This is a genomic window from Chloroflexota bacterium (genome assembly GCA_016197225.1).
Lineage (GTDB): Bacteria > Chloroflexota > Anaerolineae > Anaerolineales > VGOW01 > VGOW01.
Genome location: JACPWC010000022.1, coordinates 15,862 through 31,239 on the forward strand (window position 1 = coordinate 15,862; position 15,378 = coordinate 31,239).

Here is a 15,378-nt window from a genome sequence, read left to right on the forward strand (position 1 = left end):
CCGCCAAGGCGCGAAGAACGCAAAGGAATTTAAGAAGTCTCTGTGAACCCCGTGCGCTTCACGTCTGTGGTGAAAACGTTTTTAACTGGGCGATGGCAAACATTGGCCGTCGCCCTTTTTCATCTCTTTGCTCTTGCCCTCACCGCCCGCCTCGCCCACTGGCCCTTTCTCGCCGTCACTGCCGCCCTCATCGCCGTCATTCTCCCTTTTACGTTTTACGTTTCACGTTTCTCTTCTTCGTCTCTTCATCTTGTCACCCTGTCGCCCCGTCTCCTTGTCTCCCTCTCTCCTCTTCTCTTCCTCTACACCGTCACCGCCCTCCGCCTCCTCCTCGCCCTCCTCGCCCGCGTTCTCTGCCCGGCGTGTTCAACTTCCCTCACGGTTCCTAAGCCGTTCGCTTCGTGGCTCTCGTTCGAGTGGGCGGCCATCTTTTCGCTCGTCGACCTCATCGCTCTGCAAGCCGCGCAAACCTTTCCAGCCAGCCACCATGCCCGCCTCTCTACCTTTGCTCTTACAACACTTGCTGTTCTCTGGATCATCGCCCTCTTTCCGCGCCTCATTCCGGCTGGCATCACCGGCGCTGATCCGTTTGCTTACGTTCAAATGGCCGTTGACCTGGCGACACGCGGCGCGCCGACTCACTCCTTTCCGTTAGCCGACCTTGCCGGACGCCTCAACATCCCTATCTACCCAACCCTCTTCGTCGGCTACACCATCCCAAACAACGGTGAAGCCGCCACCGTCTGGCCGCCCGGTTTCTCCGCCCTGCTCGCCCTCGCCTTCAAACTGTTCGGCGAGCTCGGCCTCTACCTCCTCAACCCGGCGCTCGCCTGCCTCTGCCTGTTTGCCACCTTCCTTCTCGCCCGTCGCATCTTCAACCTGCCAACGTTCTACGCCCTCCTCGCCTCGCTCCTCCTCCTCACCTCACAAGAGCAAACCGTTCGCCTCTCCATCCCTCTCGCCGACCTTGCGGTGCAACTGTTTACGACGCTTGCGATCATCATCGCCCTCAGAGATTGGAGATTGGACGCTTCGCGTGGAGATTTGAAATTGGGATTTTGGGCTTTGGGTCTTGGGATTTTCTCCGGCCTCGCCTTCGTCACCCGCTACACCCAGCTCCTCCTCGCCCCCGGTCTCCTTTTTCTTCTTGCAACTGACCAACGGAATACGCCACATCGAATACGCAAAACCATTATTCATTGTTCATTGTTCATTGTCTCGTTCCTTATCATTGCTTTGCCTGACTTCTACTACCGGGCACTCGCCTTCGGCTCGCCCTTCGCCTTCGCCTCAGGCGAACTCGCCCAATTCTCCGCCGCCGACGTTCTCCCCGTCACCCTCCGCCTCCTCGCCGAACTCACCGCCGATTTCAATCTCGCTGTGCCATTCATCCTCGTCGGCGCAATCTACCTCGCCAAAAATCGCCGCCTTGCTCTGGGCCTCGCCCTGGCACTCGGCCCCATCGTCCTCTTTCATCTGCCTTACCATTACCTCAAACTTCGCGACCTGCTTTTCCTCTTCCCAACCCTCTGTGCCCTCGCCGCCCTCGGCTTGCATCGCCTCGCCGCTTACGTTTCACGTTTCAAATTTGACGCTTCTCGCCAGACCTCATTCTTCATTGTTCATTGTTCATTGTTCATTCTCCTCGCCTTCCGCTGGAACGCCCAACTACCTCTTCTCAACGGCTTCTACACTTATGGCTTCCTCAGCGGCGAGCAACGCGCTCACCTCAACTCACTTGCCGACCTCACCCCGCCCAACGCCGTCATCGCCGGCTCGCTCAACACCGGCGCCGTCTCCCTTTATGCTGGCCGCCAAACCGTCCGGCCCGGCCATCTTTTGCAACCTGGCCGCACCTGGACAGACTCGGAGTGGCGAAGCTTTGTCGCCGCCCTGCACGCCGACGGTCGCCCCGTGTATCTGCTCATGGACAGCGAAGAGATGATCGATCCAGCAAATGCGCTCGTGTCCTGCTGTCGGCTGAGTCCTATTGCCGAACTCTACCTTCCGTATTACTATCGGAGTGGCGCGGCCACCAACGAAATCGTGCCGCTCTATCGCGTGGACTTCAAATGAATGTTTTGATTCAAGGGAACGCCGCCGAGTGTGAGACCTTCAGCCGACTCTATCAACAGGCCGGACACACGACTGACGCTTCTGCTCGCGTGGACATCGCCCTCGACCTTCACCTGGCCGATAAGGCCGCCAAGCAAGCCTGGCTCAAAGGGGCAACCGCCGATGTGATCCTCACCGCCGCCGTTCCCTGCTCGGCCACCGAAGCCGCCTCGTGGTCGCCGCACCCGGATCGAGTCGTCGGCATCTCGCCTATCTTCGGGAATATGATCGAGCTGGCCCCGGCCCTGCAAACGCCGCCCGATGCGCTCGAACGCGCCGAAGCCTTTCTTCGCTCGTTGAACCTTGAAGTGGTGCGCGTGGCCGACGGCCCCGGCCTGGTGCGCTTGCGTGTGTTGTGTTGCCTGATCAACGAAGCCGCCTCGGCCCTGGCCGAGGGCGTGGCCTCGTCGGCGAACATTGATACGGCTATGAAGCTTGGCGTGAACTATCCGCGTGGCTTGCTGGAGTGGGGTGACGCGCTCGGCCTCGAGGTGGTGCTGGCCGTCCTGCGCGCCCTGCAAGCCGACTACGGCGAAGATCGCTACCGGCCTTCACCGTTGCTGATTCGCAAAGCGTTAGCGGGTCAGAAGTTTTCGTAGAGCAAGCTGGCAACTTGCTCCACGAAGGAGAATGCAATGGATACCGTCGCTAAGAAAACTGTTTTGCGAATGTTCACCTACGGCCTGTTTGCCGTCACCGCCAAGGATGGCGAAAGCGGCCATGCCATGCTGGCGAACTGGATCACGCAGGTGTCGTTCGAGCCGCCTATGCTGGTCCTGGCTGTGGAACACGACAGCCACATGCGAATATTGGTTGACATGCACGGCGCATTCGCCGTCAACGTCCTCGAAAGCGGCCAGCGCGACTTTGCCGGGCAACTTGGCCGAACCTTCGCCAAGCATCCCGACAAGCTCAAAGAGGTGGCCTGGAAGCCCGGCCCGGTTACCGGTTCGCCGATCATGGAAGTTGGGCTGGGTTGGGTGGAGTGCCGTGTCGTCGAAGAGCAAATCACCGGCGACCACAACCTCTACATTGCCGAAGTGGTCGAAGCCGGCGTGAACAAGGAAGGCGAGCCGTTGACTTTGAAGGAGACGGGGTTTAAGTATTCGGGATAAAACAAAAACGCCGCTGGCTTTCACCTCAGCGGCGCAATTTCTAATTCTCCAATCCTCTAATCACAACCATCAATTCCTCAAATACGCCTCCAGCCCCCGCACCTCGCTCATCGTTCGCAAGTGCGCCAGCGCCCGCTCGCTAATCTGGCGCACGCCCTCGGGACTCATCTGCCAGTCGGCGGCAATGGCCCGCAACGGTAGCGCCTCGCCGCCGCCCAGCCCAAACCGCAAGCGCAAAATTTCTGCTTCCCGCTCGTCCAGCCGCGTCAGCGACTCTTCCAGGATTCGGCGCAAGCCCCGCTCAACAATGGCGGCTTCGGGGTCAATGGCTGTATCGTCCACCAATCGCTCAAGCGAGTCGCGATCTTCGGGATTGATGGGCACGTCGAGCGAGATGACCTCTTGCCCATCCTGTAAAAGCTCGGAGGCCGCTTGAGGCGAAAGCCCCGCTGTCTCAGCCAATGTCTCAAGGCTTGGCGCGTCGCCGATCTGTTGAGTCATTTGCGCCGCCAGGCGGCGAAGCTGGCTGAGCTTGTGAACGCGGTTGACGGGCAGGCGCACCGAGCGGCCCAAATTGGCGATGGCCCGGCCAATGCCCTGCCGGATCCACCACACGGCAAAGGTGGCGAAGCGCGTGCCGCGCCGAGGGTCGTAGCGGTCGGCGGCTTTGATCAGGCCCAGCACGCCTTCTTGAACCAGGTCGTCGTAAGTGAGCGATGCGTTGCGAAAGCGGCCAGCCAGGTTGAGCACCAGCCGTAAGTTATGCAGAACAAGCGCCTCGCGGGCGGCTTCCCCGTCCGCCTCCTGCTGCCGGAGCGAACGGCGCTGGCCCGGCGTGAGGGAGCGTTTTTCGAGGCGGCGGCGAGCCACGTGGCCGGCGGCTACCCGTCGAGCCAGGGCAATTTCCTCTTGATGAGTCAGCAAGTGCAGGGGTGCTTCTTCTCCCAGCAAACGTTGGAGTGGTTTTGTGGCGAACATCATCATGTCACCTTTTTGATAAGCCAGACCTTATTTGTCCCATTTGTCACAAGCATATTGCCTTTCGAGGGGGAAGTCAAAGACGAGATTAAGTTAGTAACTATAAGTTATACTGATAGGCGGGAGAGAGAATGGAGCTTCGACACCTGATTTATTTTGTGGCGGTGGCCGAACGGCTGAACTTTTCGCGAGCGGCTGAGGATTTAAATGTAGCCCAGCCGGGAATCAGCCAACAAATTCAGGCGCTGGAGCGCGAACTGGGTATGCCGTTGTTTGAACGGCTGGGCAAACGGGTGGCGCTCACCGAGGCCGGGCAGGCGTTTCTGCCCCATGCTCGGCAAATTCTGGCGGCAGTGGAGGCGGCCCGCAACGAAATTCGGGAGCGGGGGACGTTGAAGCGCGGCACGGCCAGCCTGGGCGCGCCGCCGACCGTGAGCGCCCATCTCCTGCCGGCCCGGCTCACCGCCTTCGAGCAAAAATACCCCGGCCTGGAAGTGACTTTGCGCGAGGCCGGAACCGAAACGCTCCTGAAGTTCGTCGAAGAAGGGGAGCTTGATTTGGCGATTGTATCCACTGACTTTTTGCCAGCCTCGGTTGAGGCCATGCCGTTTTGGGAAGAGGGCTACGTGTTAGCCGTCGGCGTGGGGCACCCTTTGGGTGGCCGGGACACCGTCTCCATGCCGGAGTTGGCGGCTGAACCTTTCATCCTGTTTCCTGAGGGTTACAAGCTCCGGGAGGTGACTCTGGCCGCCTGCCGCCGGGCCGGGTTTGATCCCAAAGTAGCGCTGGACGGCGGCTCGATGCAGAGCGTGCTCCAGTTTGTGGCCGCCGGTTTGGGGGTGGCGCTTGTTCCTGAGATGGCCCTGATAAACACGGCCACGATTCACGCTCTGCAAATTTCCGATCAGACCTTGCGCCGTTCGCTGGGCCTGGTGTGGCGCAAAGGCCGCTACCTCAGCCCGGCGGCGCGGGCACTGCGCGAGTTTTTGCAAGAGGAATGACGGTTTTGCCCGGCTCGCCTCGCCGCTCATTCAAGTGGGAATGGGTGGCGTTCGGCGCCATCCTTCTCCTCGGCGTTGCCCTGCGTTTTTATAAGCTTGGCGACCTGCCGCGCGGAATCTACCACGACGAGGCCTATTACGGCCTCGACGCGGTGAGCGTGATCGAGGGCGCGCGCCCGATCTTCTTCCCGGCCAACAACGGGCGTGAGCCGCTGTACATTTACCTCCTGAGTCTTAGCGTGGGGGCGTTTGGGCGCACATCGTTTGGCCTGCGGTTTGCCTCAGCCGTCATCGGCACGCTGATCCTGCCGGTCACTTACCTGCTAGGCCGGGCGTTGTTCAACCGGCGCGTTGGCTTGCTGGCGATGGCGATTTGCGCGATCACGTTCTGGCCGGTGGCGCTCAGCCGGGTGAGCTTTCGGGCCGGGGCGTTGCCGCTTTTTCTTGGCCTGGCAATTGCGCTTGGCTGGCTTGGCCTCTCGCGCCGCAACTTGCTGTTGGCGATCTTGGGCGGGGTTGTTTACGGGCTGGCGTTCAACACCTACACGGCGGCGCGGGTGACACCGCTGGCGTTCGGAGCGATAGCGGTTGTAGCATTTCTAACGCAAAGACGCAAAGACGCAAAGGCGCAAAGTTTTGTAAATACACAAACATCTAATCCGCCCACGACCCCTGATTCTAATCCTGGCCTGGCTCTGCCGGGAAAGCGCCCCGGCAAGACTACAGCTAATCTTCAGAAGGATGTTTCCCAGCGGATTAGAAACGTCGCTCCTATTCCAAGTTCGCCGACTGAACAGATAAGTTTTCATTGGCGCGAGGCTCTCGCTTTCGTATTGAGCGCCTTGCTCGTCGTCGCGCCGCTTGGCGTTTATGCGTTGACTCATCCAGAGCAGGTGTTTGCCCGCGAAGGGCAGGTCTCGATCTTTGAGACCGAGAGCGGCAACCCGGTTTTGATTTTGCTCAAACACGTTTGGCTGGCCCTCGGGATGTTCGGCTGGCATGGCGACTCCATCGCCCGCCACAACTTGCCGGGGCGGCCTGTGTTCGACCTTTGGACGTTTGCATTTTTCATCGCCGGACTCGTTATCGTGTTCATTCGCGCCTGGCGGGCAGACACACGGGTCTGCCCCTACAGATTTGTTCTGGTGTGGCTGGCGGCGACAATTCTGCCCACCATCTTGGCCGAAGACACGCCTCACTTTTTGCGGGCCATTGGCTTGTTGCCGGTGCTGTGGCTGATTCCGGCGGTTGGGTTTGAGACACTACTAGACCTCACCGGTCTTAAGAGACCGGTGAGGTCTGGAGCGGTTGCGTTGCTCCTTCTTGCCTCAACTTTCTCCACTGCTCGCGACTACTTTTTGGATTACGCCAATGACCCCATCACCAATTACTCCTTTGAATCTGCGGCCACCGACCTGGCCGCCCACATTAATAGCCGCCCCGAATTTTCTAATCGGATAGATAATCGCCTGTGGGATAATTTCGCCGCGCTTCATTTTTTGATTCCGGATCGGGAAGGAAGCGACTCGGAGAACCGGGTGCAACTTGCGGTTTGGCCGTATGAAGCCGACGAGGTTCGGGCGGCAGTGGCGGCCCTCCCGGCGAATTCGTTGATCAGCATCAGGCGCGGGGAATTGGCGAGAGGTGATTTAGAGACGACGCCCTATTCGTTGTATACGCTCTTCACCGCCGAGCCGGCCCAGTCGGAGTCGCCAGCCGTTGCATTTGGCGAGGCAATTGAGTTACGATCCTGGGAAGTGAATGAAATCAATGGCAACGCGCAAATTCGCCTGCGCTGGGCGCTGGCCGGCTCGCCCGTCACCGCCGATTATCATGTTTACGTGCATGTGCTGACGGGCGGCGAAATTTCGGCCCAGGCCGACGGCGAGCCGCTGGGCGGGCTGTATCATTTCTCGTGGCTCAGGCCGGGCGATGTGTTGAACGACGAATACATTTTGCCGAAAGGGGAGCAGGTCGTGGTTGGCCTGTACGCGCCAGACGGCACTGCGCTGGGCGAGGCGCTGGAGTTGAAATGAGTTTTGGAACATCGATCAGAAAGCACAAAGGCACTAAGACACAAAGGCACAAAGAAAACTTGGTGTCGTTGTGCCTTCGTGTCTTCGTGTTAAGTGGTATTGCCCTTTATTGTTCCCGGCCTGCATCGGCCCAACAACCCAACCTACTCACTAACCCGGGCTTTGAGAGTCCATACTTTCAACAGTGTTGCCACACCGAGCCGAGCTTCGACCCCAACGCGCCTTACGCCGAAGTGCAGGTGGCCAACGGCTGGAAGGCCTACTGGGTTGAACCCGACTCCAGCCCGGCCTTCAAAAGTTATTGCGATTACAACGTCGAGCCGGTCACCTGTCAGCCTTACCACCGCCCTGAATTCCGCGACCTGGGAACGGCCCCCGAACGCATTCACGGCGGCGCGAACGCGCAAAAATATTTCACCTTCTACTCCACTCACCTGGCCGGGTTGTATCAGCAAGTGACGGGCGTCATCCCCGGCCAGACCTATCGCTTCACAATTTACGTACAAGCCTGGTCAACCGACAGCAGTGTGCCGGGCGCGTCATCTTTCGGCGAGCAGGCGATGGGCTTGCAAATGGGCATTGATCCCAACGGCGGCACCGATCCGTTCAGCGCCAACATTGTCTGGAGCCAGACCTACAACCCGCTCGACATCTGGCAACAACTTGGCGTGGATGTCGCCGCGAAAAGTTCAACCATCACCGTCTTCACCCGCTCGTGGCCGCGCCTGGCCCTGCGTCACGTTGACATTTATCTCGACGACGCCAGCCTCACCGCGCTCGGCGGCGAAGCCGGAACCTTCCCCACCAGCGCCCCGCTCATCGGGGTGACTCCGGGGGCCACTACCGACGCCTTGCTCAACCCGGCGGCCACCCCCAGGCCGCCAACACCCACCTGGCCGCCCACCAGCACGCCCCTCGCCAACGGCGAAGTCTGGTACACCGTTCGCTCCGGCGACGCGCTCGTCGTCATCGCCTTCTATCATCAAACGACGGTAGACGAGATCCAGCGCCTCAACGCCCTGAACTCAGCTACGATCTTCGTCGGACAAAAATTGTTGATCAAACACGTGACGCCTCAACCCACACTGACCGCCACTTTGAATGTGACGTTGACGCCGTCTCAGACGCCCGAGCTGGTTCTTTTGTCCACTGACACGCCTGTTCCTATTAGCAACTCGCCCGATTACGGTCAACTGTGCGTAGTCGCGTATAATGACGCCAACAGCAACGCCATCAACGACAATGAATCGCCTTTGCCAGGCGTGCGGGTGACGCTTAGTGTGGGCAACACGCCGCTCGAAAGTTACGTAACTGCCGACGAGCCGGATCACTGCTTCTTGCAATTGCCGCCGGGAACTTACACCCTCTCGGTGGCCGCCCCGGCTGGTTATGCGCCCACCACGACCAGCGAATCGGCTGTTCAACTTGAGGCAGGCAAAGTGATCACGCTGGTGTTCGGCCTCACTTCGGCCACCTCAAGTTCGCTTGAGGCAGGCGGGGCGTTTTTCGGAGCCAGCGGGCCTTTGCTCGTCGTCGGGACAGGAATCATGGCGCTGGCCCTTGCAGGCGGAGTCCTGCTCGTGCTTATGGCGCGAAGAAAGTAAACAATCGGCTCAGGCCGATTGTTTGATGAAAGGAAAACAAGAAATGCGTTCAATAAAAATAAGTAGCCTGGTGCTGGTTCTGGCGGCCCTGGCCGCCGCCGCCGTGCCTCTCACCGTGTCGGCCTCCCCGACCCAGCCACAGACCAATCTGCTCAAAAATGCGAGCTTCGAGGAAGGCTTCACCGGCGGCGTCGCCAACAGTTGGAGCAAGTGGACAATCTCGGACGCCGCCGCCACGCCCCAAAACAACTGTGGCCGCAAGGAACCCACCTACCAACAAATCACCTCGTCGTTGGATGCGCGCCGGGTGAAGGATGGCTCCAGCGCCCAGCAAATGCTTACGCCCGTTCAAGACCCGGGCTTTGGGTTTTACGGCGGCCTTCAACAAACGGTGGCCGGCCTCACGCCGGGCAAGACCTATCGCTTCAGCGTTTGGGTTCACGCCTGGTCGAGCACCAAAGACAACCCGGCCCTCTCGGAAAGCACCGGCCCGGCCTACTTTGAAGTGGGCGTCGGACAAGGCCCGACGTTCGCCGCCGATCCTAACGTCAAACACTCCGGTATCAAAGATATCAAAGACAACTATGTTCAACTAAGCCAGGACTTGACGGCGACCGGCAACACCATCACTGTCTTCATTTACGCCAACCCCTCGGCTTGTTCTAAACACAATGAGGCCTTCTTCGACGCCGCCTCTCTCACAGAAGTGACCGGCTCGGGCACCGCCGCGCCCACGACTGCGCCTGGCGCGACCAAAGCGCCGCCCACCGCCACCCTGCGCGTGCTGGCAACCAAATTCCCCACGCCCACGCCCAACGCCGAAGGCAAGATCGTTTACACCGTGCAGGCCGGCGACACCATCATTGACATCTGCGGTGTGATCGGGCGCGGCACCGACATCACCTGCATTGACGACATTTTGAAGTTGAACGGGTTGAGCAATGCGCGAGACATTCGTGTGGGCCAGCAGTTGGTGATTGGCACGACGGGGGTGGTGGTTCAGCCGACGGCGACCACCCTGCCGACCGAGGTTCCCACGACGGCCCCCACCACCGATCCCAACGCTTCACCGACGACGGCCCCTCAACCCACCACAATTGATCAGCCAACGGTTGATCCTAACGCTTCGCCAACCTCTGCACTCAACGTGATTCCTACTGAAGTCGCCGTTGGCGGCGAAGGCTCGATTTGCGTGACGCTATACAACGACGCCAACGGCAACGGCATTCTCGACCAGGGCGAAGGGCTGGTGGCGGGCGGCAACTTTTCTCTGCTTGACCTGACGGCCAGCACGACGTTGCAGACTTACACCACCGACGGCGCGAGCGAGCCGCACTGCTTTGAGGGCTTGAACAGCGGCAACTATCGGGTCACATCCACCCTGCCTGAAGGGTTCAAGGCCACCACCCGCGCCGACTGGGACTTGCCTCTTTCGGCGGCCAGCAGTGCTACACTGGAGTTTGGCGCGCAATCCACCGGCGGCACGACGAGCGGCGGCGACACCGGCGGCGCGACGACTAACACCGACAGTGGCCGCCTCACTCGGGCCTTGTTGGCCGGGGCAGGCGTTGTGCTCCTGCTCATCGCGGCGGGCGTGGCCGGGTTTTTGGTGCTGACGCGGAGACGATAAAAAAAACCAGAGAATTGGAGATTGGAGGATTCTCTAATCTCTAATTCTCTAATCTCCATCAATGAACAAGCGGCTGGAGTGGATCACGTTAGCCGGCGTAGCTTCTCTGGCCGCTTTGCCGTTGTTCCTCAACCCCGGCTTCCTCAACACCCGGGGCGGCGGCGACAGCCCCTTCCTTCTCTTTCGTCTTCATCAGCTTTACTCGGCCCTCACGCAAGGCGTCTTCCCCGTCCGTTGGATGCCCGACGCCGCTTTTGGCCTCGGTTATCCATTTTTCAATTATTACGCCACCCTGCCATTTTACCTGGCCGCGCTCTTCAAGTTTTTTGGCGCGTCTTATGTGCTGGCCCTCAAGCTCACGCACCTGAGCGGTTTTTGGCTGGCGGCGTTCGGCATGTACGGTTGGTTACGGGCCGCAGGCGTAAATCGAAGCGCGGCCTGGCTGGCGGCGGTTGCTTACACCTTCGCCCCGTTCCACCTCGTCAACGTTTACGTGCGCGGCGACTCGCTCGGCGAGTTCTGGGCCTTTGCGCTCTACCCGCTTTGCCTCTGGGCCGCCCAGCCCCTTCGCAATAACCAATTACCAATAACTAATAACTTTCGTAACCGGTTATTAGTAATTGGTTATTCGTCAGTGCCCCTCGCCCTGGCCTACGCCGCCCTCATCTTCACTCACAACATCTCGGCCCTCATCTTCTCGCCCTTCCTCGGGCTCTATTTGTTCGCCTCACTCTTCGCCTCGCCAAATACTCAACCCACTTCACGTTTCACGTTTGACGTTTCGCGCTCTCTGTTGTTCATTGTTTATTGTTCATTAGCCATTGCCCTCGGCCTCGCCCTCTCCGCCTTCTACTGGCTCCCCGCCCTGCGCGAAACCGGCTTCGCCCAGCTTGGCTCGCAAACCACCGGCTTCTTTTTCTACGGCAATCACTTTCGCGGCCTCAACCTGATCCAACCTTCTCTCCTCTTCAACTACGACGTTGGTAGTTCCACCACCACCCCGTTTGCAATGGGTCTGGCTCAAACTATTCTGCTTGGCATCGCTATCCTTGTCGTCGTCTATCGTGTGCTTCAAGCAATCCGTAAACGTGATGAAGCTTCATCCTTCATCCTTCATCCTTCATCCTTTCTTCTTTTTGGCCTCGCCCTCTCCACCTTCATGCTCACCCGCTTCAGCGCGCCGCTGTGGGCCAACTTGCCGCTACTGTCCTTCTCCCAATTTCCCTGGCGCTTCCTTTCGGTGCAAAGCCTCTTCGCCAGCGCCCTCATCGGCCTGGCCGGGCAATTCTCAATTCCCAATTCAAAATTCACAATTTCGCTTGTCGTTTTGTGCATTGCGAATTGCGCCTTGAGCATTCTTGGTTTGCGCCCCGACTTCGTCCCCATCACCGACGCCGACGTAACTGCCGAACGCCTGCAAACCTACGAATACTTCACCGGCAACATTGGCACAACCATCCGTAACGAATACTTGCCCAGGTGGACTCAGCCCCGGCCTTACTCGTCTGAAGAATACATCTTTGGAACGGCTTCGCTCAAGGTGTTGACCGGCGAAGCGGGGGGCGAGCGACTCGAAAAACGAGCCGCCTCACAAACCTGGGCCGTCAACGTCAACTCCGGCTCGGCTCGCGTGGCTGTGCCACTGCTTTACTGGCCGGGCTGGCAAGCGCGGGCCGACGGCAAACCGCTCGACGTGACTCCAGCCGACGGCCTGGGCTGGGCCTCGTTCGACCTGCCTCGCGGCGAGCATCAGGTTGAACTCAAACTTGGGAACACACCCACGCGCCGCAACGCCAGCCTCATTTCAATCATCGCTTTGCTCGTCACTGTTGCGCTGGCTCAACCCTGGAACCGCCTCAAAACCACCTTCGTGTTCTTTGCGTCTTCGCGGTTAAAACTCTCCGGCCTTCTGATCCTCTTGATCATCCTCGCCCTCGCCGGTCGCTGGCTCAACGCCCAGGCCAAACCCAGCGGCGCGGCCACCATGGACTTCGACCAACTCGGCTACCTGCACGCGGCCCCGGTCAAGTTTGGCAATTTCGACATTTTGCAAAGCTACAACTACTCCGCCGAAACGCTCCGGCCCGGCGAGACGCTGGCCGTGTCACTGCTCTGGCAGGCCAGCGGCAACGCCACCTTCACCCTCGATCTCGTCTCGCCCGCCGGGCATTTGCTCAACCTGCCGCACACCATCGCCCAAACCAGCGGCCCGGCCAAAGATTACACGGTTGCCGCCTTGCGCCTGCCCGATACCCTTCCAACCGGTGTGTATCTTTTGCGGCTGTCCCTCATTCAAGACAACCTTCTTGCGCCCGCCCTCACCTCAGGCAGCCAGCCACGCGGCGCAATCTACTTGCGGCCTATTCGTGTTGTAGGAGCGATTCGCGAAGCGTATCGCGATGTTCCATTTACTCAACTGACTCCAGCCCTCGGACTGGGAGCCGTCACTGCTTCCCAAACCGACTCGTCTTCCGTCACCGTCACTCTTAACTGGCAAGCCATCGCGCCCATCCCAGCCAACTACATGCTGGCTCTGCGTTTGCGCGACTCAACAGGTGCAGAGTTGGCCGCCCTCGACGTTCAGCCGACCGGCGGCATTTACCCCACCAGCATTTGGCGGCTTGGCGAAGTTGTGGCCGATCAGTATCAACTTGCGTTGCCCTCCGGTTTAATTCCGAGCGAGTATCCGTTGACGATCACGCTTTACGACGCGGCCACGCTCGCCCCGGCAGGGACGGCCACACTCCCGATCACGCTCACCCAGTGGTCGCCGCCGCCCGGAACCGAACCGCTTCATCAGTTCAACCAAGCGATTGCGTTGCACAATGTCACCCTGCCGGGCCTTGTCAAAGCGGGCGACGCGCTCGCGTTCACAGCGCGATGGATTGCGCTCGCGCCACCACAAGAATTAGAAGTTCGCTGGAGTGTCGTCGGACTCAACGGGCAGGTGACAACGTTTGCCGACTTGTCGCTGGCGGCCAAACCGAGTTCAGAATGGGCGGTGGGGGCGTTGGTGGCCGGTCATCCGTCGTTCATCATTCCGGTCAACACCGCGCCGGGCAATTACAAGATCGAAGTTCAACTGCTCGACGCGGCGGGCAAACCGATCTCGCCCTCAGTCAGTGTTGGCAACCTGCTCGTCGCCGCCTCAGATCGCACTGCAACATTGCCGCCGATGCAGTTTGAAGCGAACGCGCAGTTTGGCCCAATCAAGCTGGCCGGCTACGACGCCGCTCTAACTCCTGCCACTCTAACGCTAACTCTCCACAGGCAAGCCTCCGGCCCGGCTGAGGCCGACTACAAATACTTCGTCCACATCCTCAACCCCGAAGACGAGTCAATCCCCGCCCAGGCCGACGGCTTCCCGACCGTGCCAACCTCGCAGTGGTTTGAGAATGAAGCCGTCAGCCAGATGGTGACGATCTCGCTGGCCGACCTTGCGCCTGGCGTAGTTTACAACATCGGCGTCGGCTGGTACGACCCGGCTACCGGCAACCGTTTGGGCGAGCGGGCGATTTTGAGTCAAGGGGTGGTGAAACCGTAACCGCGACGCGAATTGCGTGTCCCGTTGTGCGACAAAGTTGCACAATTGACAACCTTCAACTTCAAAGGGGCAACCATGAAACTCAACTACGGCAAGACCTTTTTGCTCGGCTTCGGCTTCTTGGGCGTCAGCGTCATCTGGTCGGTCTACAACGTTTACGTCCCGATCTTCCTCGACCGAAAGTTCGGCCTCGACCCGGTCTGGATCGGCTTCTTTATGACGCTGGACAACATCGCCGCTCTGCTCATCCAGCCGCCGGTCGGCGCGTGGTCGGATAAACTGCGAACGCCCATCGGGCGGCGGATGCCGTTTCTGCTCATCGGCGCTCCAATTGGGGCAATTGCCTTTGGCATCATTCCGCTGGCGCAAGTTCTGCCGTTGTTCGTGGCTTGCACCAGTTCGCTCTTGTTGAGCATGGCTCTGTGGCGCACGCCAGTCGTCGCCCTCATGCCCGACATCACGCCGTCGCAGTTCCGTTCGCAAGCCAACGGCGTCATCAACCTCATGGGCGGGGTGGGAACGATTGTGGCCACGCTCGGCGGGTCGGCGCTTTACGAGATGAATCCGGCCTACCCGTTCTGGCTCGGCTCGGTTCTGGTAGTGGCCGCCACCCTGTTGGTGTTCTTCCTGCTCAAAGAACCAAAGGTTTTTGAAGCAAGCGAGGCGCAACCCGGCATGATCGAGAGCCTGAGGTCGGTGGTGCAGGACGAAGACAAGAGCGGCCTGCGGCTCCTGCTGGCGATCTTCTTCTGGTTCCTCGGCTTTGCGGCCATCGAAGCCTTCTTCTCGTTGTATGCCATCAACCATTTGGGACTTGGCGAGTCGGACGGTGGGCGGCTGATCGGCCATCTTGGGTTGATCTTCGTCCTCTTCGCCATGCCAGCCGGTTACCTCGGCGGGCGGATCGGGCGGCGGCCCACCATCCTCGCCGGGATCGTTTTGATGAGCGCCGCGATGCTCGCCATTTTCTTCACCCCGGCTGGCACACTCACCATCCCGCTCACCCCCAAACTGCCGGCGCTGGGGGTGATTCCGGTGATCAGTATCTTCATGATGACAGCCGGAGCGGCCTGGGCGCTGATTAACATCAATAGTTTACCGATGGTGGTGGATATGACCGACGCTTCGCGCGTCGGCACGTACACCGGCCTCTACTATTTGTTCTCCACCCTCTCGGCCATCGCCGGGCCGAACGTCAACGGCTGGATTATCAAGTTGACCGGGAATAACTACAACGCGATCATGATCGTTGCCCCGATCTTTATGGTTGTGGCGCTGGTGTTGATGGTGGGGGTGAGGAGCGGGGAGGCGGTGGTGGTTGCCCCGGCGGCGGCTGGAGATTGATGTAGAATAAC

10 protein-coding genes are annotated in these 15,378 nt (G+C 59.8%); 9 read left to right on the forward strand and 1 reads right to left on the reverse strand.

Annotated features, from left to right (window positions below; translation table 11 throughout):
- Positions 1-102 precede the first annotated feature (102 nt).
- From HYZ49_04135 to HYZ49_04145, 3 genes are read left to right on the forward strand one after another with little or no spacing between them, the layout of a single operon-like run.
- Positions 103-2,076, forward strand: a complete 1,974-nt coding sequence (locus HYZ49_04135) for a glycosyltransferase family 39 protein (GenBank protein ID MBI3241465.1) — start codon at positions 103-105, stop codon at positions 2,074-2,076.
- Entirely contained in the window at positions 2,073-2,714 is a 642-nt protein-coding gene (locus tag HYZ49_04140) for a 3-hydroxybutyryl-CoA dehydrogenase (protein ID MBI3241466.1), read from the forward strand. The genes HYZ49_04135 and HYZ49_04140 overlap by 4 nt, the downstream gene beginning before the upstream one ends.
- A gap of 36 nt (positions 2,715-2,750) precedes the next feature.
- Positions 2,751-3,230 carry a flavin reductase family protein gene (locus HYZ49_04145; protein MBI3241467.1) on the forward strand — a complete coding sequence of 160 codons (480 nt, stop codon included), beginning with the start codon at positions 2,751-2,753 and terminating at the stop codon, positions 3,228-3,230.
- Positions 3,231-3,299: 69 nt separating this feature from the next.
- Here the strand turns inward: HYZ49_04145 and HYZ49_04150 are convergent, their stop codons facing one another.
- Positions 3,300-4,208 (reverse strand): sigma-70 family RNA polymerase sigma factor, encoded by a 909-nt coding sequence (locus HYZ49_04150; GenBank protein ID MBI3241468.1) that lies wholly within the window; start codon positions 4,206-4,208, stop codon positions 3,300-3,302.
- Positions 4,209-4,339: 131 nt separating this feature from the next.
- Here HYZ49_04150 and HYZ49_04155 point away from each other — a divergent pair, with 131 nt between their 5' ends.
- The 6 genes from HYZ49_04155 (at position 4,340) to HYZ49_04180 (ending at position 15,367) form a co-directional block, all read left to right on the forward strand.
- The gene (locus tag HYZ49_04155; protein MBI3241469.1) at positions 4,340-5,209 is read left to right on the forward strand and encodes a LysR family transcriptional regulator; all 870 of its coding nucleotides are present in this window, start codon (positions 4,340-4,342) and stop codon (positions 5,207-5,209) included.
- Positions 5,206-7,245: a glycosyltransferase family 39 protein gene (locus HYZ49_04160; protein MBI3241470.1), complete on the forward strand. Its 2,040-nt coding sequence runs from the start codon at positions 5,206-5,208 to the stop codon at positions 7,243-7,245. The genes HYZ49_04155 and HYZ49_04160 overlap by 4 nt, the downstream gene beginning before the upstream one ends.
- A gap of 86 nt (positions 7,246-7,331) precedes the next feature.
- On the forward strand, positions 7,332-8,849 hold the full coding sequence (locus HYZ49_04165) for a LysM peptidoglycan-binding domain-containing protein (protein ID MBI3241471.1): 1,518 nt from the start codon (positions 7,332-7,334) through the stop codon (positions 8,847-8,849).
- A gap of 43 nt (positions 8,850-8,892) precedes the next feature.
- A complete protein-coding gene (locus tag HYZ49_04170) occupies positions 8,893-10,479 on the forward strand; it encodes a LysM peptidoglycan-binding domain-containing protein (GenBank protein ID MBI3241472.1) in 1,587 nt (528 codons plus the stop codon).
- A gap of 61 nt (positions 10,480-10,540) precedes the next feature.
- On the forward strand, positions 10,541-14,023 hold the full coding sequence (locus HYZ49_04175) for a hypothetical protein (protein ID MBI3241473.1): 3,483 nt from the start codon (positions 10,541-10,543) through the stop codon (positions 14,021-14,023).
- A 75-nt stretch (positions 14,024-14,098) separates the two neighbouring features.
- The gene (locus HYZ49_04180; GenBank protein MBI3241474.1) at positions 14,099-15,367 is read left to right on the forward strand and encodes an SLC45 family MFS transporter; all 1,269 of its coding nucleotides are present in this window, start codon (positions 14,099-14,101) and stop codon (positions 15,365-15,367) included.
- Positions 15,368-15,378: the final 11 nt, after the last annotated feature.